Raw genomic sequence first — 26694 nt, 5'->3', positions numbered from 1 at the left:
TGCGCGACCCAGCGGGAGCAAGCTCCCTCGCCACATATGCCACGACGATGTACCGCGTCAACCGTTTCAAATGGCATTTATGTGTAATCACTGGAGAACACCATGAGCAAGATCGCAATCATCGGCGCCACCGGCCGGGCCGGCAGCCAACTGTTGGAAGAGGCCCTGCGCCGTGGTCACAGCGTGACGGCCATTGCCCGCAACACCGCGAAAATCGGCGAAAGGGCCGGGGTGGTCAGCAAGCAGGTGGACGTATTGGACAGCGAGGCGCTGATCGCCGCCATCGACGGGCATGACGTGGTGATCAGTGCCACGCACTTTGCCAGCGTGCCGGCAGACAAGGTCATCGCACCGGTGAAAGCCGCCGGGGTCAAGCGCTTGCTGGTGGTCGGCGGGGCCGGTTCGTTGCTGCTGCCGGATAACAGCCGGGTGATCGACAGCGACGGCTTCCCGGAGGAATACCTGGCTGAAGCCAGCGCCGGTGCCTTGTTCCTGGATGTGCTGCGCAAGGAACAGGACCTGGACTGGACCTTCCTCTCGCCTTCGGCGGAGTTCGTGGAAACCGAGCGCACGGGCCAGTTCCGTGTCGGCAAGGATCACCTGCTGTTCGACGCCGACGGGCGTAGCTGGATCAGCTTTGCCGACTACGCCATTGCGCTGATCGATGAAGTGGAGACGCCGCAGTTTTCGCGGACGCGATTTACTGTCGGCTATTGAGCCGTAGGTTTTGTAGGCGCTGTCGAGCAGCGCCTACAGGGATCAGCCGTGCACCCGCACCCAAACGGTGACCAGCACCGTCGCAGCCATCAGCCAGGCGACGGCTGCCACGGCCAATGAGGCTTCGAGGCGCAGGCGGTCGACCATGACGTACAGCGTTGCGAGATAGACGAAGTACGGAATGATCGACCACATGCCAAACACGATGGTGGTCTTCAGGTCGTCCACCGAGCGGCCTTTGCCAACGATGTAGTGGGCGATCAGGGCGAAGGTGGGGAACAGCGGTACCAGCCCGGCGATGTAGTAATTCCGGGTCTTGGCCAGCATCGCCAGGATGACCACCACGGCTGCACCCAGCGCCGCCTTGAAAATCAGGTCCACACGTTCACCCTTCGGTTAATGGCTCAGGCCATATTTTTTGACTTTGTCGAACAGCGTGGTCTTGGCCATGCCCAGCTCCTGACTGGCCTGGGTCAGGTTGCCGCCGCTGCGTTGCAGGGCGTCCACCAGCAGGTTGCGCTCGAACGCTTCCACCGCTTCGGCGAAGGCCAGGCCCTGGCTGCCGCCACTGGCACCGGAGCGCTTGAACGCCGGCAGGCCGAGGGCGTAGCGCTCGGCGACGTTGCGCAGTTCGCGTACATTGCCCGGCCAGTCGTGGCTCATCAGGTTCGACAGGGTCTGGTTGTCCAGCTCCGGCACCGTGCGGTCGAAGCGCAGGGACGACTGCTGAAGAAAATGCTCGAACAATTGCAGGATGTCTTCGCGCCGCTCGCGCAAGGGCGGCAGTTCCAGGGTCACCACGTTGAGGCGGTAATACAGGTCGCTGCGGAATTGCCCGGACCGGCCCATTTCGTCCAGGTCGGACTTGGTGGCGGCGATCACCCGGCAATCCACCGCCACGCTCTGGTTCGAGCCCAGGCGTTCGAGGGTGCGTTCCTGCAACACGCGCAGCAACTTGATCTGCAAGGGCAGGGGCATGCTTTCCACTTCATCGAGAAACAGCGTGCCGCCATCGGCGTGCTCGATCTTGCCGATCCGGCGTTTGCCGGCCCCGGTGAAGGCGTTGGCCTCGTGGCCGAAAATCTCGCTTTCGAACAGGTTCTCCGGCAGGCCGCCGCAGTTCAGCGCGACGAACTGCTTGTCGTGGCGCCGGCTGAAATCATGCAGGCAGCGGGCGACCAGTTCCTTGCCGGTGCCGGTTTCGCCTTCGATCAGGACGTTGGCCGAGGTGTCGGCGACGTTGGCGATCAGCGCGCGCAGATGCTGCATGGCCGGCGAGCGGCCAATGATCCGGCCTTCCAGGGAGTCGCGTTCGGCCAGTTGCCGACGCAGCGATGACACTTCCCGGGCCAGGCTGCGCTGTTCCAGGGCGCGACGGGCGACGTCCACCAGGCGCTCAGGGGAGAAGGGTTTCTCCATGAAGTCATAGGCGCCTTTTTGCATGGCTCCGACGGCCATGGAAATGTCGCCGTGGCCGGTGATCAGCACCACCGGCAGGCTGCGGTCCCGCGCCTTGAGACGAGTCAGCAGTTCCAGGCCGTCGATGCCCGGCAGCCGAATATCGCTGATGACGATGCCGGCAAAGTTATCGTCGACTCGCTCCAGGGCCTCTTCGGCGCTGCCCACGCCGATGCAGGGAATGTCCTCCAGGCTCAGGGCCTGCTGGCAGCCCAGCAGGACGTGGGGGTCGTCTTCGACGATCAGTACGCTCAGGTCGTGGTTCATAGCGGCTCGGCAGGTGAAAGGCTGACCAACGGTAGATTGAGGACAAACGTAGTGCCACGCTCGAGCGGGTACTCGACGCCCAGGTGCCCGCCCGCGGCGGCGGCCAGGCTCGCCGAGAGCGTCAGGCCCAGGCCCAGGCCCTGTTCCCCGGGTTTGGTGGTGAAGAACGGTTCGAACAAATGCTTGCGGGCTTCAGGATCGATGCCGTGACCATTGTCCCGCACCCGAAGGCGATATTTGCCATCGGCGGCCTGGCCGTCGAGCCACAGTTTCGGCTCGGGTTGCGTTTGCATGGCGTCCAGGGCGTTGCCGATCAGGTTCACGAGGATCTGTTCGAGGCGGGTCTGGTCGATTTGCAATTGGACGTCATCGAAACCGCTGTGGATCTGGATGTCCAGGTTTTCCAGGCGCCCGCCCAGCAATTGCAATGCGGCCTCGACGGCCTTGCCCAGGCTCGCCCGGCCCTGGTCGTCGCCGCGCCGGGCGAAGGCGCGCAGGCTGGCGGTGATCCGGCCCATGCGGTCGATCAATTCGTTGATGGTCTTGAGGTTGGTGCTGGCGATGTCCAGCTGGCCGCGCTCCAGGAAGCGCACGGTATTGCCGGACAAGGTGCGCAGCGCCGCCAGCGGCTGGTTGAGCTCATGGGCGATGCTGGTGGACATCTGGCCGATGGCCGCCAGTTTACCGGCCTGGACCAGTTCGTCCTGGGCCCGGCGCAAGGTCTCTTCGGCCTGGCGCCGCTCGCGGATCTGGCCCTTGAGTCGTTCGTTGCTGGCGCGCAGGTCGGTGGTGCGTTCGGTAATCCGACGCTCGAGCTGGTTGTTGGCTTCCTGCAAGGCTTCCCGGGCCGCAAGGCGGGTGGCGATGACCTTGCGTCGTTCGTTCCAGGCGATCAGCAGGAACGCCACCAGGGCGAAGGCCACGGCCACCAGGATGCCTTGGTTGATCGCCTGGCGACGCAGGTCTTCAAGAGGCGTCAGCAGGGTGAAATTCCACGGGGTATCGCTCAAGGGGCGGGTCTGCGACAGGTAGCTGATGGCGCGTTCGTCGGACACCAGTTCGGTGTTGGCCGGGAAGGTCAGCTTCTCCATGCCTTCGGCCAGGCGTTCCCGGGCCAGGGGCACCAGTTCGTTGAGCGGGAACCAATAATATTGCAGGCTGCGGGCCAGGCGCTCCTTGGTCTCGTCGCTCAGGGGGCGCACCGACTTGAGCCGTCGCGCCGGGTCGCTGGACAGGATGATGATGCCGTTCTCATCACTGACGAACGCCTCCAGCCGCGCTCGCTGCCAGCGCTCTTCCATGGCTTCGAGGCGCACCTTGACCACGGCCACGCCAATGATCTTGCCCTGTTGCTCCAGGCCATGGGCCAGGTAGTAGCCGGGTTCGCCATTGGTGCTGCCGATGCCGTAGAACCGTCCCGGCTGGCCGCGTACGGCGTTCTGGAAATAGGCGCGGAAGGACAGGTCTTCGCCCAGGTAACTGTCGACATCGCGCCAGTTGCTGGTGGCCATCACCCGACCGGTGGTGTCCATCACGTAGATGGCCCGGCTGCGGCTGCGGCGGTTCAGGCCTTCGAGGTATTCGTTGACGGTCTTGCGATGCTCGGGCGTGGGGTCGTCGAGCAGTTGCGAGACACTCGATTCAAGCTCCAGCAGGCTGGGCAGGTAGGTGTACTTGCTGATCTCGCTCTCGACCGCACGGGCGTGCAGTTCCAGCTGGCGCTCGCCATTCTCGGCGAGGCCACGTACGCCATAGTGCTCGCTGATCCAGAAGCCGAGGTAACCCAGGCCGATCATCAGCGCAATGACCAGCGGCGGCAGGAACAGATGGCGGATCAGGCGAGGTTTCACGGCGAGTGATGGCGGTGCGGCGCGATAAAGGGTGGGGTCGCATTTCATCACAGAAGCCTTGGGTCAACCACAACACAAATCTACAAGCCAACTCCGATCCCTTGTGGGAGCGGTGTTTTTAGTGCTGCAGGATTTTCTCAAGGAAATGCTGCGCGCGTTCGGAGCGGGCACTGATGTCGCCGAAGAACTCTTCTTTCTTGCAGTCCTCGATGATCTGGCCCTGGTCCATGAAGATCACCCGGTTCGCCACTTTGCGGGCGAAGCCCATTTCGTGGGTCACGCACATCATGGTCATGCCTTCGTGGGCCAGTTGCACCATCACGTCGAGCACTTCGTTGACCATTTCCGGGTCAAGGGCCGAGGTCGGTTCGTCGAACAGCATCACCACCGGGTCCATCGCCAGGGCACGGGCAATCGCCACGCGTTGCTGCTGGCCGCCGGAGAGCTGGCCCGGGTGCTTGTGGGCGTGGGCCGAGAGACCGACCCGCTCAAGCAGTTGCAGGCCTTTCTTGGTGGCTTCTTCCTTGCTGCGGCCCAGCACCTTGATCTGCGCGATGGTCAGGTTTTCGGTGATGGTCAGGTGCGGGAACAGCTCGAAATGCTGGAACACCATGCCCACGCGCGAACGCAGTTTCGGCAGGTTGGTCTTCGGGTCGGCGATGGAGGTGCCATCGACCACGATGTCGCCTTTCTGGAACGGCTCCAGGGCGTTCACGCATTTGATCAGCGTGGATTTGCCCGAACCCGATGGCCCGCACACCACCACAACTTCACCCTTGCTGACCTCGGTGCTGCAATTGGTCAGTACCTGGAAGTCCCCATACCACTTGTTGATGTTCTTGATAGAGATCATACGGCGAACCTTTTTTGCAGACGCTTGACCAGCAGCGAGGCGGCAAAGCTGATTGTGAAGTACACGAGACCTGCGACGATCAGGAACTCATTGGAGCGGCCGATGATGTCGCCATTGGCCCGCGAAGCATTGAGGAAGTCCACCAGGCCGACCGTGTAGACCAGCGAGGTGTCCTGAAACAGGATGATGCTCTGTTGCAGCAGCAGCGGGGTCATCTTGCGAAATGCCTGGGGCAGGATGATCAGGCGCATGGTCTGGCCATAGTTCATGCCCAGTGCCTGTGCCGCGCCCATCTGGCCCTTGGGGATCGACTGCACGCCGGCCCGCACGATTTCGCAGAAGTACGCCGCCTCGAACATCATGAACGCCACGACGCAAGAACCGAATGCACCGATCGGCGTGTCTTCGCCGGTGATCCAGCGCAGCACGAACGGCACCGCCAGGTAGAACCAGGTGATGACCAGCAGCAGCGGAATCGAGCGGAAATAGTTGACGTAGGCGCCGGCGATGTTGGAGATCAGCTTGTTGTGGGACAGGCGCATCAGCGCCAGGATCGTCCCCAGGATGATCCCGCCGACCACGCCCATGGCCATCAGCTTGAGGGTCATGACCATGCCGTTCCACAAGCCGGGAATGGCCGGTATGACGCCAGTGAAATCGAATTCCATCATTTACCCCCCACGGAGATCAGGCCGGGCACCGCGACTTTCTTCTCGACCATGCGCATGAGCAGCATCAGGCTCATGTTCAGGGTGAAGTAGATCAGCGTCGCCAGGGTGAAGGCTTCGAACAGGTTGGCGGAGAACTCGGCGGTCTGCTTGGTCTGCGCGAGCAGCTCCATCAGCCCGATCAGCGAGGCCACGGAGGAGTTCTTGAAGACGTTGAGGAATTCCGAGGTAAGCGGCGGAATGATGATCCGATAGGCCTGGGGCAGCAGCACGTTCCAGTAGATCTGCGGCAGCTTGAAACCCATGGCTCGGGCGGCGGATTCCTGGCCGCGCGGCAGCGCCTGGATACCGGTGCGCACTTGTTCGCAGACTCGGGCGGCGGTGAACAGGCCCAGGCACACGACGACGCTCAGGTAGGCCGAGGTGGTCGGGTTCAGGTCCTGCTTGTACCACTCCTGCATATCGGCGGGCAGCAGGTCCGGCACCAGGAAGTACCAGATGAACAGCTGAACCAGCAGCGGCACATTACGGAAGAGTTCCACGTAGCAGGTGGCGATCCCCGACACCAGCCGGTTCGGCACGGTGCGCATCACGCCGAGCACCGAGCCCAGCAGCAGGGCGATGATCCAGGCCACGACGGCGATGGCGATGGTCCAGCCCAGGCCGGCCAGGTACCAGTCGAGATAAATCTCGCTGCCCACGCCGGTGGACTTGAAGAACACGCCCCAGTCCCAGTTGTAATTCATTAGGGTCTCCCCTCAGATCGTTCGAGATACAAATGCCCGCCTGGGGAAGCTCCGTTCCCGCCCGGCTTGGAGGCCAGGCACACGCGATCGGCTCGACAGCCACCGGTTCGAGTGTTTTCCAAATTTGCCAGCAGGGAGTGACCATCCCCTGAAAGGGCCGGGCCCCTTCAGGAGATAAGGTTAGTCAGAAATCAGGATTTCTTGTCGTCAGCCGCTTTATCGGTTGGCTTGGCGATCAATGCCTTGAGTTCGTCGCTCATCGGGAAGTTCAGGTTCAGGCCTTTTGGCGGGATAGGTTGCATGAACCATTTTTCGTAGATCTTGTTGATCTCGCCCGAAGCGTAGGTGGCCTTGATGGCGTCATCCACAGCCTTTTTGAACGGCTCGTCGCCCTTGCGCATCATGCAGCCGTAGATTTCGTAGGACTGTGGTGTACCGGTCACGGCCCAGTCGTCGGCTTTCTTGGCCTTGGCGGCTTCGCCGGCCAGCAGGGCGTCGTCCATCATGAAGGCAACGGCACGGCCGCCTTCGAGCATCTGGAAGGACTCGCCATGGTCCTTGGCGGAGATGACGTTCATGCCCATTTGCTTGTCGGCGTTCATGGACTTGAGGAGGCGCTCGGACGTGGTGCCGGCGGTGGTCACGACGTTCTTGCCCTTGAGGTCGTCGAAATCCTTGTACTTGGAATCTTTCTTGGTCAGCAGCCGAGTGCCGATCTCGAAGATGCCAACGGAGAAGTCAACCTGCTGCTGACGCTCGACGTTGTTGGTGGTGGAGCCGCATTCCAGGTCCACGGTGCCGTTCTGCACCAGCGGGATACGGGTTTGCGAGGTGACCAGGTTGTACTTGACCTGCAGGTTGGGCAGGTCCAGGTCTTTCTTGATCGCTTCGACGACTTTCAGCTGGATGTCGTGGGAGTAGCCGACCGGCTTGCCGGAGGCGTCCGCGATGTAGGAGAACGGAATGGAAGCGTCGCGATGCCCAAGCGTAATGACGCCGGACTCTTTGATCTTTTTCAGTGTGCCGGTCAGTTCGGCTGCGAAAACCGGAGTGCTGATCAGAGCGGCAGCAATGGCTGCGCCCAGGAGATGGGGAACGATACGCATCGATGTTTCCTCGACATTGTTTTTTTTATTTCGGCCGGTTCGTCGGCCCTGAGTACTTCGAGATACCTGGCAGCTCCTGGTGTGTTGGCGTACAGGCATTCGTCTCCAGAAGTGTAGAGCATGACTCGTGCCAGGCCAGGGTGGTCTGTTTAACTTGTTGTTTTAAATGGTGATTAATGTTTTGTTTCAGGTTTTAGGCGGGCTGTTTTATCCGGTTAGCCGAACTGACTGGCGGGTCGTGTTCGGAAAACCGAATGGCTTGAGCGTGCCCCCCGATTCATTGTGGGAGCGAGCTTGCTCGCGATAGCGGTGTGTCAGTCCCATGGATGTTGAATGTGCTGGCCTCATCGCGAGCAAGCTCGCTCCCACAGGGGCATCGGTGGACGCCAGATAGCAAAAAGCCCCTGAATCGCTGGATTCAGGGGCTTTGGGGGTTGCGGGATATCGGTCAGGCCGCTTCGATCTTGCGACGGTTGTGCTCGACCTTATCCAGGTATTGCTGCAGCTTCTCCTGCTCGGCCGGGGTGGTGAACAAGCCCAGCTTGCTGCGGCGCGACAGGATGTCCTGGGCATCGATGGCCCACTCGTCGCTGCACAGATAATCGACTTCGCGGGTGTAGAGGCCGGCGCCGAGGTGTTCGCCCAGGTCGCCCAGGTCATGCACGCCTTCGAGCATGCGCCAGGTACGGCTGCCATAAGTGGTGGCCCAGCGGCGGGCGATGTCGGTCGGCAGCCAGTCGAACTTGTCCCGCAACGCCGAGCACAGCGCTTGCGGGGTGGTCATGTTTTCGCCGCCGGGGAGGGCCTCTACGGCGGTCCAGCTTCCGCGCATCTGCGTGAAGTAGGGCGCCAATTGCGCCATGGCCGATTCGGCCAACTTGCGATAAGTGGTCAACTTGCCGCCGAACACCGACAGCAAGGGCGCTTCTTCGCCGCCACCGGAAAGCGCCAGGGTGTAGTCCCGGGTGACGGCCGACGGGTTGTCGGACTCGTCGTTGCACAGCGGACGTACGCCGGAATAGCTGTGCAGGATATCGTCGCGGCTGATCTGCTTCTTGAAGTGGGCGTTGACCACCTTCAGCAGGTAATCGGTTTCGCCTTCGGTGATCGTTACCTTGGCCGGGTCACCGGTGTATTCCCGATCAGTTGTGCCGATCAAGGTGAACTGGTTCAGATACGGAATAGTGAACACGATGCGCTGATCTTCGTTTTGCAGAATGTGCGCGTGCTCGCCTTCGTAGAGTTTCGGCACGATCAGGTGGCTGCCCTGGATCAGGCGGATACCGTAGGGCGACTCCATCTTCAGATCGTCGCGAATGAACTTGGCGACCCAAGGACCGGCGGCGTTCACCAGCGCCTTGGCGCGGATCGAAAACAGGCTGCCGTCGGCGCGTTCCAGGTGCAAGTGCCACAGGCCTTTGCTGCGGCGGGCGTTCACACAGCGGGTGCGGGTGTGGACATGTGCGCCTTTTTCCCGGGCGGCCATGGCGTTGAGCACCACCAGTCGCGCATCGTCGACCCAGCAGTCGGAATATTCGAAGCCTTTGGTGATTTCGCTTTTCAATGCGCTGTCGGCACCGAATTTCAGGCTTTTGGAGCCTGCGAGCTGTTCACGTTTGCCCAGGTGATCGTAGAGGAACAGGCCGGCGCGAATCATCCAGGCCGGGCGCAGGTGCGGGCGGTGGGGCAGCACGAAGCGCATTTGCTTGACGATGTGCGGGGCCTTGGTCAGCAGCACTTCGCGTTCGGCCAGTGCTTCGCGCACCAGGCGGAACTCGTAATGTTCGAGGTAGCGCAGGCCACCGTGGATCAGCTTGCTGCTGGCCGACGAGGTATGGCTGGCCAGGTCGTCCTTTTCACAAAGGAACACCGAAAGACCGCGACCGGCAGCGTCCGCGGCAATCCCCACGCCATTGATACCGCCGCCAATGACGGCGACGTCATAGATCTCGGCGAGAGGGGGCGTAGGCAAGGTAGAAGTGGGCATCGGCTGGCCTCGGGTTCTTTTCGTAATATTTGAATTCGAACATAAATGTTCATTTGCGAAAATACTAGCCCATAAAGACGGCAACAGCCAGCCGTCTTTGATTGAAAATACTGATCAAAGGAAAGTGAAAGGAAAATTTTCGAAGAAATTAGGGCGTGGGGGCAGGCTTGGGGAAATGGCACCGGCGACACGGATAGCGCATCGCCGGGGCTTGCTTGGTATCAACTGCGGCTGACTTGCAGGACGGCGGAAAGCGAATGTATGAGAACGTTTTCATCATTACCCGTGTAGTAGGTAATGCGTACTTCTCCGCCATCCTCGGTCAGGTCCAGGATAGGGCGAACAATGACTACAGAGAGATCAGGGCCTACCCCAAAGCGCTCCATATAGATCACTCTGCCGTCGCGTCCATAGCTTGTCCATCGAGCGTCAATAACCACAAGTCGGGGGAAAAGAACAGTGAGCCCGGGGGCGGCGATCTGGTCCGGGTCCAGCAGGCCATCAGCTGCCGCGGGCACAGTAGGAGGTGGGTTCGACGGGGTTGATGCCCAGGAGACTACAAAATACAGTCCGGTAATCGCCGACTCCTTCTTCGTACCACCGGAAGCCGGAAAAACCTCGTAGCTGACCTGAGGGCGCGCTATATCACCTCCCGCAGGCGTGCCTGGGTCTGCCAGTAGAACGCTCTTGGGCACAATGAAATCCAGAAAGCGCTCCGTATCTCTTACGGATAACTTCGTGTAGTAACTGCTCGCTTCATGACTGCCTCGCCATAACAGCTGGACCGTGTCGTTTTTTGCCATTTCCGGATAGACCGCCACGCGGACCACAACCCCTGAGTCAGGAACCGCGGGCAAATCCAGCACCCCCGACTCTGGAGGGACGTCCATGACCATCGGACGATCAAGAAGATGGATGCCGGGAAGATAACGCAGGCTTTTTATCGGATCGTTCATAGTAGTAGCTCCACACACTCAAGTTATGGCAGCTACTACGTGCCGTGGTCATTTGGTTAACGCCCGCTCGGCTGGTGCGCAGCGGATCTCCAAACGAACGCAGGAATGAGAGGGCACAAACCCAATGTCAGGGTCTGTCAGCAAATCTGGTATTCGACAGCTTGGCTACTTTCAAACTAGCAGAATTTTCAGGCCCGTAACGCTGGAGGGATAGATGGCAGTCAGACCACCTCCAGCCGAATCTTGTGCTGGCTCAACAACTGCGCCAGGGCCGGCACCGGTTGCTGGTCGGTCACCAGGCAATCGATCAGGCTGATGGGGCCCAGGCGGACCATGGCATTGCGTCCGAACTTGCTGGAGTCCGCGGCCAACAGCACTTGCCGGGCGTTGGCGATGATGGCTTGGGAAACCCGCACTTCCTGGTAGTCGAAGTCCAGCAGGCTGCCGTCTTCATCGATCCCGCTGATGCCCACCAGGGCGAAGTCGACCTTGAACTGGTTGATGAAGTCGACGCTGGCCTGGCCCACCACGCCGCCGTCACGCCGTACGTTGCCGCCGGCGATCAGGACTTCGAAGTCGTCCTTGGCGCTGAGGATCGAAGCCACGTGCAGGTTGTTGGTGATGACCTTCAGATGGTTGTGATTGAGCAGGGCCCGGGCGATGGATTCGGTGGTGGTGCCGATGTTGATGAACAGCGAGGCGTGATCGGGGATCTGGGCGGCGATGGCTTCGGCGATGCGTTGTTTTTCGTCGCGCATCTGGTCGGCGCGCATGGCGTAGGCGGTGTTTTCCACGCTTGAATCGTAGGCGGCGCCGCCGTGGTAGCGGCGCAGCAGGTTCACTTCCGCCAGTTGGTTGATGTCGCGGCGGATGGTTTGCGGAGTGACAACGAATAACTGCGCCATTTCCTCGATGCTGACATAGCCGCGTTCGCGGACCAGTTCGAGGATTTGCTGCTGGCGGGGAGGCAGATTCATGGGGCTTCCTTTGGGCTGCCATACAAAATTTGCCCATGATGCCGCAGGAATCCACTCCCGACCAGTTTCAGAACCTTATCAGGCTTTATTCAGCGTCTTCATGGGGCTCCCAATCGCGGGTGCGGCTGACCGCTTTCTGCCAGCCGGCATAGAGTTTTTCTTTCGCCGCCTCGTCCAGTTGCGGTTCGAATTCGCGCTCGATCACCGCTTTGCCGCGCAGTTCTTCCAGGCTGCCCCAGAAGCCGCACGCCAGGCCGGCCAGGTACGCCGCACCCAGGGCCGTGGTTTCACGCATTTTCGGCCGCTCGACCTGGGTGCCGAGGATGTCGGCCTGGAACTGCATCAGGAAGTTGTTCGCCACCGCGCCACCGTCGACGCGCAGGGCCCTGAGGCGTTCACCCGAATCCTGTTGCATGGCGTCGAGTACGTCGCGGGTCTGGTAGGCAATCGACTCCAGTGCTGCGCGAATGATGTGATCGACCCGTACGCCGCGGGTCAGGCCAAACAGTGCGCCACGGGCATAGGGGTCCCAATACGGCGCGCCCAGGCCGGTGAAGGCGGGCACCAGGTACACACCGTTGCTGTCCTTGACCTTGTTGGCAAAGTATTCGGTATCCAGGGCGTCGTTGATGATCTTCAGTTCATCGCGCAGCCACTGGACGGTGGAGCCGCCGTTGAATACAGCGCCCTCCAGGGCGTAGGCCACTTCGCCACGGGGGCCGCAGGCGATGGTGGTGAGCATGCCATGATTGGATTTCACGGCCTTTTTCCCGGTGTTCATCAGCAGGAAGCAGCCGGTGCCGTAGGTGTTTTTCGCCTGGCCCGGCTCCACGCACATCTGCCCGAACAGGGCGGCCTGCTGGTCGCCGGCGATGCCGCCGATGGCGATACCGCTTTTGGTGCGGCCATAGATTTCCGAGGACGACTTCACTTCCGGGAGCATTTCCCGGGGGATGTCGAGGATCTCGAGCATCTTCGCGTCCCATTCCAGCGAGTGGATGTTGAAAAGCAGGGTGCGCGAGGCGTTGGTGTAGTCGGTGACGTGGACCTTGCCACCGGTGAATTTCCAGATCAGCCAGCTATCGACCGTGCCGAACAGCAGCTCACCGTTGCGCGCACGCTCGCGGCTGCCTTCGACGTTGTCCAGGATCCACTTGAGCTTGGTGCCGGAGAAGTACGGGTCGGTGACCAGGCCGGTGGTCTGGCTGATGTATTGCTCGTGGCCGTCGCGCTTGAGCTGTTGGCAGATCTCGGTACTGCGGCGGCACTGCCAGACGATGGCGTTGTAGATCGGCCGGCCGGTGGTCTTGTCCCAGACCACGGTGGTTTCCCGCTGGTTGGTGATGCCGATGGCGGCCACCTGGTCATGGTGCAGGCCGGCCTGGGCCAGCGCTTCGACCATGACCGCACTCTGGGTGGCGAAGATTTCCATCGGGTCGTGTTCGACCCAGCCGGCCTGCGGGTAATGTTGGGCGAATTCGCGTTGGGCGGTGCAGACCACATTGGCGTCACGGTCGAAGATGATCGCGCGCGAGCTGGTCGTACCCTGGTCGAGGGCAATGATGTAGTTCTTGTTCTGGATATCGGTCATGTCGATTGCCTCGGGTCTTTCATAAAGGGAGACGTAAAAGAAGCCACGGCGCAGGCTTCGAATGGCAGGGCCTGCGCCGACTGTTTCAGGATGTTCTGGGCTTGCCGTCAATGGCCGGTTCTGCATCCTTTGTAGCTGTTACAGCGCTGGGCAGGTGGCGGGCAATCAGCCCGCGATAGGCCGCAGCACCGAGGCACGCACCCACGATCGGTGCAAAAATCGGAACCAGGAAGTACGGGATGTCGCGTCCACCCGTGAGGGAAATTTCACCCCAGCCTGCGAAGAAAGTCATCAGTTTAGGACCGAAGTCCCGCGCCGGGTTCATCGCAAAGCCCGTCAGCGGCCCCATGGAGCTGCCGATCACGGCTATCAACAGGCCTATCAACAAGGGGGCCAGTGGACCACGGGGCAAACCGTTGTTGTCATCGGTCAGGGACATGATCACCCCCATCAGGATGGCGGTGATGATCGCTTCCACGAGGAAGGCTTGGCCAGTGGAGAGTGCCGCGTGCGGGTAGGTGGAGAACACCGAAGCCAGTTCGAGGCTCATTTCGGTGCCGCGAACCATGTGCCGGGACTGTTCGAAATCGAAGAATAGATTGCTGTACAGCGTGTAGACCAGAAGGGCGCCGCAGAAAGCACCGGTCACTTGGGACACTATATAGAAAGGCAGCTTGCGCTTTTCGAAGTCGGTGAACATGCACAGGGCGATGCTGACGGCGGGGTTGAGGTGGGCGCCGGAAATGCCTGCGCTCAGATAGATCGCCATGCTGACGCCGACGCCCCAGATGAGGCTGATTTCCCACAAACCGAAGCTCGCACCCGCGACCTTGAGCGCCGCGACGCAGCCGGTGCCGAAAAAAATCAGCAGGCCAGTTCCCAGGAATTCCGCCAGGCATTGGCTGGACAGGGACGGCTGTTGTAAAGCAGTTGTCATTCAAACCTCGGTTTTTTGTTGTTTTGCAGCGCGTTCAGTACAGCACGATTACGCGATTTCCACCGAGGCAGGATCCCCATCCTGAACTCGGGTTGCTGTTTGAGACATGTAATGTGGCTTTCAGTTTCGAAAAAATATAGACAAGAAACGCTGGTGTCAAAGGTCGAAAGTGAACCATTGGTCACATTTCAACTATTCGTGCTGTGAATGACTCTCCCCTTGGCGATGCGTCACCGATAGAGGCAGCGCAGCCGCAAAGCCTTTTCAGAGGCGATGGCTTAGAATCCGCTCACTCTTTTTTGATTTCCTTATCAGGAGCGGTCATGACACCCGCGTTGGATCTGCTTAAGAAAGTACGCGCCGAACATCGCATCCACAGTTATGAACACGATCCCAAGGCCGCCTCCTATGGCTTGGAGGCGGCGGAAAAGCTCGGGCTGGATCCGGCGCAGGTGTTCAAGACGTTGTTGGCGGCCAGTGAAAAAGGTGAGCTGTTGGTGGCGGTAGTGCCCGTGGCCGGGAGCCTGGATTTGAAAGGCCTGGCCCACGCCGCCGGCGTGAAAAAGGTCGAGATGGCCGACCCGGCCGCCGCGCAGCGTTCGACCGGTTATTTGCTCGGCGGTATCAGCCCGCTGGGGCAGAAGAAGCGTTTGCGCACGTTTATCGACAATTCCGCACAGCCACTCGCCAGCATGTTCGTCAGTGCGGGGCGGCGTGGGTTGGAAGTCGAGTTGGCGCCTTCGGTATTGAAGGAACACACCGCGGCGGTGTTTGCTGATATCGGGCGTGCTTGATAGAGCAGGGTGGCCGCTGCGCAGCCTGTAGGGTGAAAATTCTGCTGATCTGTCACTGGATAATCCGTGTCGCTACACCCCATGCTGGCGCATCAGAAAAATAAGGAGAAGTGCCATGCAGCTTGCGTTTCATCAGGTCGATGCGTTCAGTGACCGGCCGTTCGGCGGCAACCCGGCGATGATCTACCGGCTCGACGGCTGGCTGGCGGACGACCTGATGCAGAAGATCGCCGCCGAGCATAACCTGGCTGAAACCGCGTTCCTGGTGCGTGAAGGTCAGCATTGGCATATCCGCTGGTTCACCCCCACCACCGAAGTCCCGCTATGCGGTCACGCCACGTTGGCCAGCGCTTATGTGCTGTTCGAGGTCTATCACGAAACCGTCGAGCGCCTGGATTTCATCTGCCGGTCCGGTTCGTTGAGCGTGACGCGTGAGGGTGATCGGCTGTGGTTGGATTTTCCGGCCGTCGTGCCTGCCGAGCTGGGCGTGTCCCTGGCCGTGCAGAGTGCCTTGGGCGTCGAGGCGGTGGATGTGCTGAGTTCCAACGAGTTGTTCGTGGTGCTGGAATCGGAGCAAGCGGTGCTCGATTGCAAGCCGGACATGGTGGCCCTGGCAAAACTGCCCTGGCCCGGCGCTATCGTCACCGCGCCGGGGAGCAAGCATGATTTTGTCTCGCGCTATTTTGCCCCGGCGATCGGCATCAACGAAGACCCGGTGACCGGCTCGACCCACTGCAGCCTGATTCCCTATTGGTCCAAGCGCCTGGGCAAGCACGGACTGACGGCTTATCAGTGTTCGGCCAGGGGCGGGGCATTGTTTTGCCGGTTGGAGGGTGAACGGGTGAAGATCGGCGGGAACGCGACGTTGGTGGCCAGCGGGACGTTGATGCTGCACTCAAGTCAATGACATCAAAATGCGGGAGCGAGCTTGCTCGCGATAGCGGTGGTTCGGCCTGCACTGATGCTGAATGTGGCTATGTCATCGCGAGCAAGCTCGCTCCCACAGGATTTGTGGATGACAGTCGATTTGTGCCTGTTGAAAATTTCCATGTGGGAGCGAGCTTGCTCGCGATAGCGCTGGTTCAGCCTGCATCGATGCTGAATGTGTCCGCTCCCACAATGATTAGCTGGCCGCGCTGTAGCGTCGGACACCGCTGTCCACTGGTGGGATATGCGCCGCAGTGCTGCCCGAGGCCTGGAACAGCACCAGGTGTTCAGCCGCCACGCGGATGCCGACGGCGGCGCCGACCTGATGGTCGGCATGGCTGGGGAAGATCGATTCCAGTTGCGCACCTGTGGGTAATTGCAGGCGGTACAAGGTTGAAGCACCCAGGAAGGTCTTGCCAACGATTCTGGCAGTAAGCGGGCTGTCCGAGGCGTAGACGATGTCGTCTGGCCGCAGCAGCACGTCCACCGCGCCGCCGATGGGCCAAGTGTAGGCCCGGTTGCCGCGCAGCAGGCCAAGCTCGGTCTGTACCGATTCCGGGCTGTCGAGCTGGCCGCGAATGAAGTAGCCCTGGCCAACGAAACTGGCGACGAATGGCGTCAGTGGTTCGTGATACAGGTTGTAGGGCGTGTCCCACTGTTCCAGGCGACCTTCCCTGAATACGCCGACATGGTCACTCACGGCGAAGGCTTCTTCCTGGTCGTGGGTGACCAGGATCGCGCTGGTGCCGCGGGCCTTGAGAATGTCCCGCACTTCATGGCTGAGCTTGCGGCGCAGCTCGCCATCGAGGTTGGAGAACGGTTCATCGAGCAACAGCAGCTGCGGTTCCGGCGCCAGCGCACGGGCCAGGGCCACGCGCTGCTGTTGTCCGCCGGACAGTTCATGGGGAAAACGCTTGCCCAGGTGTTTCAGGTTGACCAGTTCCAGCAATTCTTCGACGACGCGGTCCTTGTTCGGATGCTTGCGGATGCCAAAGGCAATGTTCTGGGCCACGCTCAGGTGGGGGAACAGGGCGTAGTCCTGGAACACCATGCCGATGCGGCGTTTTTCCGGGGCCAGGGTGAAGCCGGCGCGGGAGATGGTTTCCCCGGCCAACTGGATTTCACCCTCGTGCACCGGTTCGAAGCCGGCAATGGCGCGCAAGGTTGTGGTCTTGCCGCACCCGGACGAACCGAGCAGGCAACCGATATCACCGGCATTGAGGTGCAGGTTGAGGTTCTGCACGACCCGCTGGTCCTGATAACCGCAGGCCAGGTTGTGCAAGTTCAGCAGCAAGGCGTGGCTCATGCGTGGTGATACGCCGGCTCGACCAGGAACTCGAGCAAGGCCTTTTGCGCATGCAGGCGATTCTCGGCCTGGTCCCAGGCTACCGAACGCGGGTCATCCAGCAGGTCCATGCTGATCTCCTCGCCACGGTGGGCCGGCAGGCAGTGCATGAACAACACGTCGGCATCCGCCAGGTCGAGCAGGGCCCGGTTGACCTGCAATGGCGCGAACAACTCCAGGCGCCTGGCGGTTTCTTCTTCCTGGCCCATGGAGGTCCAGACGTCGGTGCTCACCAGGTGCGCACCGGCCACGGCCTGTTTCGGGTCACGGACGATGGACACCCGGTCCCCGGCCTTGGCCAGCAACTCGGCATTGGGGTCAAAACCTTCGGGGCAGGCGACGCGCAGTTGGAAGTCGAATTGCATCGCCGCTTCTATATAGCTGTTGCACATGTTGTTGCCATCGCCGATCCAGGCCACGGTCTTGCCCTGGATCGAGCCACGGTGCTCGAGGAAGGTCTGCATGTCGGCCAGCAACTGGCAGGGGTGCAGGTCGTCGGACAGGCCGTTGATCACCGGTACGCGGGAATGGGCCGCGAACTCGGTCAGGGTGCTGTGGGCAAAGGTACGGATCATCACCGCGTCCAGCATGCTCGACATGACGATGGCGCAATCGCCGATGGGTTCGCCACGGCCCAGTTGGGTGTCGCGGGGCGACAGGAAAATCGCCTGGCCGCCCAGTTGGATCATGCCGGCTTCGAAAGAGATGCGGGTGCGGGTCGATGATTTCTCGAAGATCATCCCCAGCACGCGGTTTTTCAAGGGCTCGAACAGTACGCCGCGATTACGCAGGTCCTTGAGCTCCACGCCTCGACGGATCACGCCGAGCAACTCATCGGGCGTGAAATCCATCAGGGAGAGAAAGTGCCTTGCGCTCATGATTGACTACCTTTTTGTAACTGACCGCAGATGCTCAAAGCCTTGTTTAATGAAAAAACGGGCGAGACCTGCGGCAAAAGCCGCACGGGGCGACGAAAATAGGGGAAGGCGCGATATTGACATTAAATGTCGCGTCTTACCAATAGGGCTACGGTTTTTGGGGATTTCAGCGAAGCCATCACGCGAATGCGATGACGTATTTGAGGCCGGTTTCCTGACTGCAGCGGCCCATTTGTACACTGGCGCTGCTCGGCTTGGCAATCAAGCGCGGCCGGGCGCGCCATGGATGGTGGCGGTTTATGCCATGTCCTTCGACTCTTGCGCCTGCCTGCTGGTGGTTGTGAAACATTTCCTAATGCAAAGGCCTGGGTTATAAATGAGCCTCAGCGGCACAGGAGCCCGAAATGGATTCGAAAGAGCGACAATTGATGGAATTGCTGGGGCTGACCGCACGCTCGCTGACCCACCTGACGGCATCGGTGACGTCCATGTCATTCGAATTGCTGCGCAGCGATGATGAAGTGACCAAGGCCGCAGGCCGCCGGATGATCGATCGCATGGCCACGATCAGCAGCGGCCTCGACGAGCATTGGCGATTGATTGGCGAACTGACCGGTGTGCCCATCGCCCAGGAGGAAGTGGAAACCGTCGAGGAAATCCAACTCCTGGCACCGCCCCCCGAGGGCCCTTGATGGCACTTCATCGGCGGGCCTGATGCCCGGCAATTCACAGGACGAACGTCGCTGGCGCTGCCGGGAAGCACGGGCCATAGTTTTGTTCCCGCGGCCGAAAGTGCCCGCCACGAATAAAACAGAGACTGGCCATGACCAAGACTCTCCACCACCGTGCGTGCCATCTGTGTGAAGCCATTTGCGGCTTGACCCTCGAAACCACCGAAACCGACGGCCAGGGCCTGGCGATCACCTCGATCAAGGGCGATGCGCTGGACACCTTCAGTCGCGGACACATCTGCCCCAAGGCAGTGGCCCTGCAGGATATCCAGAACGATCCGGACCGCCTGCGCCAACCCATGCAGCGCATCGGCAACGAATGGCACCCCATCGCATGGGACGACGCCTTCGCATTGGTGGCCGCGCGCCTGGCGGATATCCAGGCGCGCCACGGCCAGAACGCGGTGGCGGTCTACCAGGGCAACCCCAGCGTGCATAACTATGGGCTGATGACCCACAGCAACTATTTCCTGGGCCTGTTGAAGACCCGCAGCCGTTTCTCGGCAACCTCGGTGGACCAACTGCCCCATCACCTGACCAGCCACCTGATGTACGGCCACGGCTTGCTACTGCCGATTCCGGACATCGATCACACCGACTTCATGCTGATCCTGGGCGGCAACCCATTGGCCTCCAACGGCAGCATCATGACCGTGCCGGACGTGGAGAAGCGTCTCAAGGCGATCCAGGCCCGTGGCGGCAAAGTGGTGGTGGTCGATCCGCGCCGCAGCGAAACGGCGGCCATTGCCGACCAGCATGTCTTCGTGCGTCCCGGTGGCGATGCCGCGCTGCTGTTTGGCTTGCTCAATACCCTGTTCAGCGAAGGCCTGACCCGTGACAGCCACCTGCCGGTGGACGGCCTGGATGAGGTGCGCGCGGCCGTTGCTGCTTTCACGGCTGAAGCGATGAGCCCGCTCTGTGCGGTGCCGGCCGCGCAGATCCGTCAATTGGCCCGGGACTTCGCCGCCGCCCCGTCAGCGGTGTGCTACGGGCGGATGGGGGTGTCGACCCAGGCGTTCGGTACGCTGTGCCACTGGCTGATCCAGGTGATCAACCTGGTGACCGGCAATCTGGATCGGGTGGGCGGTGCGCTGTGTACCGAGCCGGCGGTGGATCTGGTGGCGACCACCTCGGGCGGGCATTTCAATCGTTGGCAGAGCCGGGTCTCCGGGCGTCCCGAGTACGCAGGGGAGCTGCCGGTGTCGGCCCTGGCCGAGGAGATGCTGACCGAGGGCGAAGGCCAGATTCGGGCGCTGGTCACCGTGGCCGGCAACCCGGTGCTGTCTACACCCAACGGGCGGCAGTTGGAGCAGGCCCTGGATGGGCTGGAGTTCATGGTCAGTGTCGATCTGTACATCAACGAAACCACCCGCTACGCCGACCTGATCCTGCCCTCGACCTCGGCGCTGGAAAACGATCATTACGACACCACCTTCAACCTGTTCGCGGTGCGCAACGTGACCCGTTTCAACCGGGCGATCCTGCCCAAGCCCGAGGGGGCGCTGCACGACTGGGAGATCTTTGTCGGCCTGGCCAAGGCCTTCGCTGCCCACACCGGCAAAGAGCTCAAGCCGACCATGCCGCCGGCGCAGATGATCGATCTTGGCCTGCGCAGCGGAGCGTATGGCGATGCCTCGCCGCACAAACTGTCTCTGGCGACCTTGTTCGACCATCCCCATGGCATCGACCTCGGCGCACTCAAGCCGAACCTGGCCCCGCGCTTGAAAACCGAAAACCAGCGGGTGCAGGCCGCGCCGGCGGTGATTCTTGCCGACCTTGCGCGCTTTGCCGCGTTGCAGGCGCCAGAACCGGATGAGTTGCTGATGATTGGTCGCCGCCATGTGCGCAGCAACAACTCCTGGATGCATAACTTCCATCGACTGGTGAAAGGCAAGCCGCGTCATCAATTACTGATGCACCCGGATGACCTCGCCTCCCGCGGCCTTGCCGACGGGCAGCGCGTGACGGTCAGCTCGCGGGTGGGGGCCATCGAAGTCGAGGTACTGGGCAGCCTGGACATGATGAAAGGCGTGGTCAGCCTGCCCCACGGCTGGGGCCATGCCCGGCCGGGCGTGCAGATGACCATTGCCAGTGGGCAGCCGGGATCCAGCGCCAATGACCTGACCGATGATTGCCAGCTCGATGAGTTGTCCGGTAACGCGGCGCTCAACGGTGTACCGGTGAAGGTGGCGACTGCGTAAAATTGTCTCTGAGCAGCACGTTCTGCTTTCCGTTACAATGCGCCACCGTGTCGACAACTGACGTCGCAAAGTTTAAGCCGAGGTGCTCCGTGGATATCATCGAAACGATTAAAGACCAGATTGCCAACAACACCATCCTGCTTTACATGAAAGGCTCGCCGAACGCGCCACAGTGCGGTTTCTCGGCCAAGGCTGCTCAGGCTGTGATGGCGTGTGGCGAGAAGTTTGCTTACGTGGACATCCTGCAGAACCCGGAAATCCGCGCCAACCTGCCCAAGTACGCCAACTGGCCAACCTTCCCGCAATTGTGGGTGGGCGGTGAGCTGGTCGGTGGTAGCGACATCATGACCGAGATGGCCGCCGACGGTTCCTTGCAGGCCACGATCAAGGCTGCGGTAGAAAAAGCGTCCGCGAACAAGACCGAAGCCTGATCCATGGAAGCCTGTTCACCACGCCGGTTGTGGTGAACGGGAAACCTTGTGGGAGCGAGCTTGCTCGCGATAGTGGTGTGTCAGTCAGCATTTTTATATCTGATCCACCGCCATCGCGAGCAAGCTCGCTCCCACAGTGGTTTTGAGTAGGGCCTGGGAGAATCCAGGCAATAAAAAGCCCCGCCTCTCGAAAGAGGGCGGGGCTTTTTAGTGGCCTGCTGCCGGGGAAGGTTACTCTTCGCCCATCTGCGATTGCAGGTAGTTCTCCAGACCGACTTTGTCGATCAGGCCCAGTTGGGTTTCCAGCCAGTCGATGTGCTCTTCCTCGGATTCGAGGATGTCTTCCAGCAGTTCACGGCTACCGAAGTCGCCAACGCTTTCGCAATGGGCAATGGCGGCTTTCAGGTCGGCGTGGCCGGTGCGCTCGATGCGCAGGTCGCACTCGAGCATTTCCCGGGTGTGTTCGCCAATGTGCAGCTTGCCCAGGTCCTGGACGTTCGGCAGGCCTTCGAGAAACAGGATGCGCTTGATCAGCTTGTCCGCGTGTTTCATCTCGTCGATGGACTCGTGGTACTCGTGCTTGCCCAGCTTGTTCAGGCCCCAATCCTCGTACATGCGCGCATGCAGGAAGTATTGGTTGATCGCGACCAGCTCATTGGCAAGGATCTTGTTGAGATGCTGGATGACTGTAATGTCGCCTTTCATGATGAGGCCTGCCCTGTAATAGCTGTGTATAGGGCAGAGTTTGAGCCGCGTATTTATCAGTGTCAAACCTAAGTTATTGAATAATAAATGAAAATTAATCGGAATAAGAATGTTTGTGTTCCGCGTCTGGACGCTAAGCATTTGATTTACAGGCATAAAAAAACCGGACATTGAGTCCGGTTCCTTGAAAAGCTGTCTTTACGCGGCAGTAAATTCTACCGGGTAGGGGATCGAGGCCTGTGCCGTTTGCACCTTGGCGAGGGTTTCACGCACCACTTCCTTGGCCAGGCAGGCACATTTGCCGCATTGGCTGGCTACGCCGGTGGCCTGGCGGACTTCGCGATAGCTGCAGCAACCTTCATAGATCGCTTCGCGGATTTGTCCGTCGGTGACGCCAGTGCAGAGGCATACATACATAAGTGAGAACCGTCGCTGGTTGTGACTCAATTGAGACGGATCTTAATGTTAACGAGAATGATTGTCAAAGTGGTTTCTCAAGGTCTTGCGCCAGAGCGGTGCCAGGCTGACGAACGGTTTTTTCCTTGGGCAACGAAGGCGGCACGCAGCGGGGCGGCGATTTTTCGATACCACCGAAAAACCGTTGAAGACAGTCCAAATGCGCGGTGTATGATGGTCGGCCCTTGCAAGCGGGTTCGTGTCACAGGGCTGTCGCCTGAGGGTGGCAGGCTGGCCCGGACTTTGTTTTCACGCTAATTACATCAGGAGATATCCAATGAGCGTACTCGTAGGCAAACAAGCCCCTGACTTCACCGTGCCAGCCGTGCTTGGCAACGGCGAAATCGTCGACAGCTTCACCCTGTCCTCGGCCATCAAAGGCAAATACGGCCTGGTGTTCTTCTATCCGCTGGACTTCACCTTCGTCTGCCCGTCCGAGCTGATCGCACTGGATCACCGCATGGATGATTTCAAGGCGCGCAACGTTGAAGTGGTCGCTGTGTCGATCGACTCGCACTTCACTCACAACGCCTGGCGCAACACCCCGATCAACAATGGCGGTATCGGCCAGGTGAAATACACCATGGCTGCCGACATGAAGCACGAAATCGCCAAGGCCTACGACGTTGAGTCCGAAGGCGGCGTGGCCTTCCGTGGTGCCTTCCTGATCGACGACAAGGGCGTTGTCCGTTCGCAGATCATCAACGACCTGCCGCTGGGCCGTAACATGGAAGAGCTGATCCGTCTGGTCGACGCGCTGCAATTCCACGAAGAGCACGGCGAAGTCTGCCCGGCCAACTGGAAAAAAGGCGACAAGGGCATGACCGCATCGCCTGAAGGCGTTGCCGCTTACCTGGGCGAGCACAGCGACAAGCTGTAAGCGCCTCCAGGCATAAAAAAACCGGCCCTCGATGGGCCGGTTTTTTTATGGGTGTTCCAAACTTGTCGGCTGAAACACAGAACCCTGTGGTGAGGGGATTTATCTGTGGGAGCAAGGCTTGCCCGCGATGGCGGCGATGCGGTCTTCCAAGAACCGAGTCGCCTGTGTCGCGAGCAAGCCTTGCTCCCACAGAGTGGCACCGCCCCACATTGGCTCTGCTCTTTAGTCGTCGAAATCCTGCCAGCCGCCCATCTCTTTCCACCGGTTGACGATGCCGCAGAACAGCTCGGCGGTCTTCTCGGTGTCGTAGCGGGCCGAGTGCGCCTCACGACCATCGAAATCGATGTCGGCTGCCTGGCACGCTTTGGCCAGGACGGTCTGGCCATACGCCAGGCCAGCCAGGGTCGCGGTGTCGAAGCTGGAGAACGGGTGGAACGGGTTGCGCTTCATGTCCAGGCGCGCGACGGCGGCGTTGAGAAAGCCCAGGTCGAAGCTGCTGTTGTGGCCGACCAGGATTGCGCGCTTGCAACCGTTGGCCTTGAGCGCCTTGCGCACACCACGGAAGATGTCGGTCAGGGCCGTTTCTTCGCTGACTGCCATGCGCAACGGGTGATCGAGCTTGATCCCGGTGAATTCCAAAGCCGCCGCTTCGACGTTGGCACCTTCGAACGGTTCGACACGGAAGAAATAGGTGTGGTCAGGGAACACAAAGCCTTTTTCGTCCATGCCGATGGTGGTCGCGGCGATTTCCAGCAAGGCGTCGGTGGCGGAATTGAAACCACCGGTTTCTACATCGACGACGACCGGCAGGTAACCACGGAACCGCGCGGCCATGGGGTGACGGGCGCCGCCCGAACCACCGTTGCCGTCCAGTTCGTCGTCGAAATGATCTTCACTCACGCGTTTTCCTCCAGCAGGCGCCAGCGCAGTTTTTCACCGGCGCGCAGCGGGATGACGGTCTGCTCGCCGAAGGGCAGGCTGACAGGGGCGGTCCATTCGTCACGGACCAGGGTAATACGGTCGGTGTTCACCGGCAGGCCATAGAAGCGCGGGCCATGCAGGCTGGCGAAGCCTTCGAGTTTTTCCAGCGCATTGCGCTGTTCGAACGCCTCGGCGTACATCTCGATGGCGGCATAGGCGGTGTAGCAACCGGCGCAACCGCAGGCTGCTTCCTTGGCGTGACGGGCGTGGGGTGCCGAGTCGGTGCCGAGGAAAAACTTGGCGCTGCCGCTGGTAGCGGCGTCCAGCAAGGCTTCCTGGTGGGTATTGCGCTTGAGGATCGGCAGGCAATAGAAATGCGGCCGGATCCCGCCCACCAGCATGTGGTTGCGGTTGTACAGCAGGTGGTGGGCGGTAATGGTCGCGCCGACGTTGGCCGGGGCCTCGTTGACGAACTGCACGGCATCGCCGGTGGTGATGTGTTCGAACACCACCTTGAGGGTCGGGAAACGCTCCACGACGCGGCGCATGTGTTCGTCGATGAAGATTTTCTCGCGGTCGAACACATCGACGTCGCCCCGGGTAACCTCACCATGGATCAACAACGGCATGCCGACTTCGGCCATGGCCTCCAGCGCCGGGAAGATCTTGTCGATGCTGGTGACACCGGAATCGGAGTTGGTCGTCGCGCCGGCGGGATACAGCTTGGCGGCATGGACAAAACCGCTGGCCTTGGCGTCGCGAATCTCTTCGGGCTGGGTGCGGTCGGTGAGGTAAAGCACCATCAGCGGTTCGAAGCGGCTGCCAGCCGGGCGCGCGGCGAGGATACGCTGGCGATAGCCATCGGCCTCGGCGGCGTTGCGCACGGGCGGAACCAGGTTAGGCATGATGATTGCGCGCCCGAAGGTGCGCGCGACATCGGCGACGGTATGGGTCAACACAGCACCATCGCGAAGATGAATATGCCAGTCGTCGGGACGCAGCAGGGTCAGGCGGTCGGACATTGGGGGGCTTCCAGGCGGGTCAAACTCTGGGGAATGCTACCGGAAAAGACCGATTCAGGCACCCGCTATCAAGTTCTGCCACAACTTACCGATAGCTCCTACAGGTGTGCCACGAATCCGTGCAGTGCCCCGGACAGGCGTCATGCCCTCAAGCATGCGTCGATCTTTGTATAAAAGTCAGTGGAGCCTCCCGTGCGCCAGCGTTATCTAGCCTTGCTCAGTGTGTTTGCCAGCCTTCCCGCCATGGCGCTCACTTTCCAGACCCGTCTGGAGAGCATTGAGTGGACGGTCGAAGGCGACAAGTTCGAGTGCCGGCTGAGCCAGCCGATCACCGATTTCGGCACTGGCGAGTTCGTGCGCCGGGCGGGCGAACAGGCCACGTTCCGCCTCAAGAGCTATAACCCGATGCTGGGCGGCGGTTCGGCCACCTTGCTGGCGGCCGCCGCACCGTGGCAACCGGGGCGCGGCGATATCAACCTGGGCTCGGTCAGCATTGGCAGTGGCGATGTATTGTTCAACAGCTCCCAGGTCCAGGCCGGACGCTTGATCAGTGGGCTGATGGACGGTCGTAGCCCTGTGGTACGGCGCAACACCGAGGACGGTAGAGTGTCGGAAGTCCGGTTGCTGCCGGTGCGTTTCAACAAAGCCTTCGGCGATTATCAGAGCTGTGTGGCCAAATTGTTGCCGAAGAATTTCGAGCAGGTGAAGCAGACCCAGATCGGCTTCCCCGGCGAAGAAGTCGAACTCGATGCCCACGCCAAGGCCCAGTTGCAGGTGATGCTCGACTTCATCAAGGCCGATCCGAGCGTCAATCATGTCGAGCTTGACGGTCACTCCGACAACAGCGGCAATCGCCTGACCAACCGCGAGCTGTCGCGCCGCCGGGCCCTGGCGGTCCAGGATTTCTTCAAGGCCAATGGTTTCCAGGAGTCGCAGATTACCCTGCGCTTCCACGGCGAGCGTTATCCCCTGGTGCCCAACACCAACGCCGCCAACCGCGCCAAGAACCGTCGGGTGGTCGTGCGTCTCGAGCGCGTGGCGGCTAGCGAAGCCCCGGCACCCCAGGCGCCCGCCGCGCAGCCTGCACCCGCTGCGCCCCCTGCCAAAGCGCCGACGCCAACCGCTGCGCCCACCGCTGCACCGGCCAAGACACCGGCACCCACGCCCGTCGGGACGACCGCGCGGACCTCCTGATTCGATTTTGACCGTCGCGCGTTCGACATAATCTGTCGCTTCGTCGTCATAAGCTGTCGCGCCCCTGTAAATTATCCGCGCTGGACGTTAGACTTC

26 protein-coding genes are annotated in these 26694 nt (G+C 60.8%); 8 read left to right on the top strand and 18 right to left on the bottom strand.

Annotated features, from left to right (window positions below; genetic code table 11):
• Positions 1 to 102: 102 nt before the first annotated feature.
• Positions 103 to 717: an NAD(P)-dependent oxidoreductase gene (locus J4E53_RS07850; RefSeq protein WP_103308476.1), complete on the top strand. Its 615-nt coding sequence runs from the start codon at positions 103 to 105 to the stop codon at positions 715 to 717.
• 42 nt (positions 718 to 759) lie between these two features.
• Here J4E53_RS07850 and J4E53_RS07845 read toward each other — a convergent pair whose 3' ends face one another.
• The 12 genes from J4E53_RS07845 to J4E53_RS07790 all read right to left on the bottom strand — a co-directional run bounded on the left by J4E53_RS07845 (position 760) and on the right by J4E53_RS07790 (position 14113).
• A complete protein-coding gene (locus J4E53_RS07845) occupies positions 760 to 1089 on the bottom strand; it encodes a GlpM family protein (protein ID WP_170842284.1) in 330 nt (109 codons plus the stop codon).
• A gap of 24 nt (positions 1090 to 1113) precedes the next feature.
• Positions 1114 to 2442, bottom strand: a complete 1329-nt coding sequence (locus tag J4E53_RS07840; RefSeq protein WP_058546102.1) for a sigma-54 dependent transcriptional regulator — start codon at positions 2440 to 2442, stop codon at positions 1114 to 1116.
• Positions 2439 to 4340: an ATP-binding protein gene (locus J4E53_RS07835; RefSeq protein WP_060740926.1), complete on the bottom strand. Its 1902-nt coding sequence runs from the start codon at positions 4338 to 4340 to the stop codon at positions 2439 to 2441. The genes J4E53_RS07840 and J4E53_RS07835 overlap by 4 nt, the downstream gene beginning before the upstream one ends.
• Positions 4341 to 4410: 70 nt before the next feature.
• Positions 4411 to 5145 carry an amino acid ABC transporter ATP-binding protein gene (locus J4E53_RS07830; RefSeq protein WP_003204983.1) on the bottom strand — a complete coding sequence of 245 codons (735 nt, stop codon included), beginning with the start codon at positions 5143 to 5145 and terminating at the stop codon, positions 4411 to 4413.
• Complete coding sequence (locus J4E53_RS07825) at positions 5142 to 5813, bottom strand: amino acid ABC transporter permease (protein WP_060743144.1); 672 nt, start codon at positions 5811 to 5813, stop codon at positions 5142 to 5144. The genes J4E53_RS07830 and J4E53_RS07825 overlap by 4 nt, the downstream gene beginning before the upstream one ends.
• Complete coding sequence (locus J4E53_RS07820; protein ID WP_092201528.1) at positions 5813 to 6559, bottom strand: amino acid ABC transporter permease; 747 nt, start codon at positions 6557 to 6559, stop codon at positions 5813 to 5815. Before J4E53_RS07820 ends, J4E53_RS07825 begins: the two co-directional genes overlap by 1 nt.
• A gap of 191 nt (positions 6560 to 6750) precedes the next feature.
• Positions 6751 to 7665, bottom strand: coding sequence for a glutamate/aspartate ABC transporter substrate-binding protein (locus J4E53_RS07815; protein ID WP_060740928.1), 915 nt, complete (start codon positions 7663 to 7665; stop codon positions 6751 to 6753).
• A gap of 448 nt (positions 7666 to 8113) precedes the next feature.
• The gene (glpD, locus tag J4E53_RS07810) at positions 8114 to 9652 is read right to left on the bottom strand and encodes a glycerol-3-phosphate dehydrogenase (protein ID WP_103308475.1); all 1539 of its coding nucleotides are present in this window, start codon (positions 9650 to 9652) and stop codon (positions 8114 to 8116) included.
• A gap of 221 nt (positions 9653 to 9873) precedes the next feature.
• A complete protein-coding gene (locus tag J4E53_RS07805; protein WP_103308474.1) occupies positions 9874 to 10608 on the bottom strand; it encodes a hypothetical protein in 735 nt (244 codons plus the stop codon).
• 221 nt (positions 10609 to 10829) lie between these two features.
• A complete protein-coding gene (locus tag J4E53_RS07800; RefSeq protein ID WP_003204973.1) occupies positions 10830 to 11585 on the bottom strand; it encodes a DeoR/GlpR family transcriptional regulator in 756 nt (251 codons plus the stop codon).
• Positions 11586 to 11670: 85 nt separating this feature from the next.
• Positions 11671 to 13176 carry a glycerol kinase GlpK gene (gene glpK / locus J4E53_RS07795; RefSeq protein WP_060740931.1) on the bottom strand — a complete coding sequence of 502 codons (1506 nt, stop codon included), beginning with the start codon at positions 13174 to 13176 and terminating at the stop codon, positions 11671 to 11673.
• Between the two features lie 85 nt (positions 13177 to 13261).
• Positions 13262 to 14113 (bottom strand): MIP/aquaporin family protein, encoded by an 852-nt coding sequence (locus J4E53_RS07790; RefSeq protein WP_103308473.1) that lies wholly within the window; start codon positions 14111 to 14113, stop codon positions 13262 to 13264.
• Between the two features lie 323 nt (positions 14114 to 14436).
• On the opposite strand from J4E53_RS07790, the gene ybaK reads away from it, so the two are divergent.
• Both ybaK and J4E53_RS07780 read left to right on the top strand, forming a co-directional pair.
• The gene (ybaK, locus tag J4E53_RS07785; RefSeq protein WP_060740933.1) at positions 14437 to 14907 is read left to right on the top strand and encodes a Cys-tRNA(Pro) deacylase; all 471 of its coding nucleotides are present in this window, start codon (positions 14437 to 14439) and stop codon (positions 14905 to 14907) included.
• 115 nt (positions 14908 to 15022) lie between these two features.
• Positions 15023 to 15814, top strand: a complete 792-nt coding sequence (locus J4E53_RS07780; RefSeq protein ID WP_103308472.1) for a PhzF family phenazine biosynthesis protein — start codon at positions 15023 to 15025, stop codon at positions 15812 to 15814.
• Between the two features lie 216 nt (positions 15815 to 16030).
• Here J4E53_RS07780 and J4E53_RS07775 read toward each other — a convergent pair whose 3' ends face one another.
• Both J4E53_RS07775 and argF read right to left on the bottom strand, forming a co-directional pair.
• Complete coding sequence (locus J4E53_RS07775; protein WP_103308471.1) at positions 16031 to 17140, bottom strand: ABC transporter ATP-binding protein; 1110 nt, start codon at positions 17138 to 17140, stop codon at positions 16031 to 16033.
• Positions 17137 to 18057, bottom strand: a complete 921-nt coding sequence (gene argF / locus J4E53_RS07770) for an ornithine carbamoyltransferase (RefSeq protein WP_072408711.1) — start codon at positions 18055 to 18057, stop codon at positions 17137 to 17139. Before argF ends, J4E53_RS07775 begins: the two co-directional genes overlap by 4 nt.
• 404 nt (positions 18058 to 18461) lie before the next feature.
• Between argF and J4E53_RS07765 the strand changes: the two genes are divergently transcribed.
• The 3 genes from J4E53_RS07765 (at position 18462) to grxD (ending at position 21420) form a co-directional block, all read left to right on the top strand.
• Positions 18462 to 18749: a hypothetical protein gene (locus J4E53_RS07765; protein WP_060740937.1), complete on the top strand. Its 288-nt coding sequence runs from the start codon at positions 18462 to 18464 to the stop codon at positions 18747 to 18749.
• A 131-nt stretch (positions 18750 to 18880) separates the two neighbouring features.
• Positions 18881 to 20989, top strand: a complete 2109-nt coding sequence (locus J4E53_RS07760; RefSeq protein ID WP_103308470.1) for a molybdopterin oxidoreductase family protein — start codon at positions 18881 to 18883, stop codon at positions 20987 to 20989.
• 89 nt (positions 20990 to 21078) lie between these two features.
• A complete protein-coding gene (gene grxD / locus J4E53_RS07755; protein ID WP_060740939.1) occupies positions 21079 to 21420 on the top strand; it encodes a Grx4 family monothiol glutaredoxin in 342 nt (113 codons plus the stop codon).
• Between the two features lie 231 nt (positions 21421 to 21651).
• Here the strand turns inward: grxD and bfr are convergent, their stop codons facing one another.
• On the bottom strand, positions 21652 to 22125 hold the full coding sequence (gene bfr, locus J4E53_RS07750) for a bacterioferritin (protein WP_003178701.1): 474 nt from the start codon (positions 22123 to 22125) through the stop codon (positions 21652 to 21654).
• A 198-nt stretch (positions 22126 to 22323) separates the two neighbouring features.
• Complete coding sequence (locus tag J4E53_RS07745; RefSeq protein ID WP_003178704.1) at positions 22324 to 22542, bottom strand: bacterioferritin-associated ferredoxin; 219 nt, start codon at positions 22540 to 22542, stop codon at positions 22324 to 22326.
• A 316-nt stretch (positions 22543 to 22858) separates the two neighbouring features.
• Between J4E53_RS07745 and J4E53_RS07740 the strand changes: the two genes are divergently transcribed.
• Entirely contained in the window at positions 22859 to 23461 is a 603-nt protein-coding gene (locus J4E53_RS07740; protein ID WP_003204949.1) for a peroxiredoxin, read from the top strand.
• Positions 23462 to 23683: 222 nt separating this feature from the next.
• On the opposite strand, the gene rnt is transcribed toward J4E53_RS07740, so the two are convergent.
• Both rnt and pyrC read right to left on the bottom strand, forming a co-directional pair.
• On the bottom strand, positions 23684 to 24361 hold the full coding sequence (gene rnt / locus J4E53_RS07735; protein ID WP_003204947.1) for a ribonuclease T: 678 nt from the start codon (positions 24359 to 24361) through the stop codon (positions 23684 to 23686).
• Entirely contained in the window at positions 24358 to 25404 is a 1047-nt protein-coding gene (pyrC, locus tag J4E53_RS07730) for a dihydroorotase (protein ID WP_060740940.1), read from the bottom strand. Before pyrC ends, rnt begins: the two co-directional genes overlap by 4 nt.
• Before the next feature lie 192 nt (positions 25405 to 25596).
• Between pyrC and J4E53_RS07725 the strand changes: the two genes are divergently transcribed.
• Positions 25597 to 26598 carry an OmpA family protein gene (locus tag J4E53_RS07725; RefSeq protein ID WP_103308469.1) on the top strand — a complete coding sequence of 334 codons (1002 nt, stop codon included), beginning with the start codon at positions 25597 to 25599 and terminating at the stop codon, positions 26596 to 26598.
• Positions 26599 to 26694 lie beyond the last annotated feature (96 nt).

The sequence above is a fragment of the Pseudomonas sp. FW305-28 genome, from assembly GCF_017351395.1.
GTDB classification, from domain to species: domain Bacteria; phylum Pseudomonadota; class Gammaproteobacteria; order Pseudomonadales; family Pseudomonadaceae; genus Aquipseudomonas; species Aquipseudomonas fluorescens_AA.
Note: the sequence above shows the minus strand (reverse complement) of the source record. Positions and strands in the feature narration are given on the sequence as shown.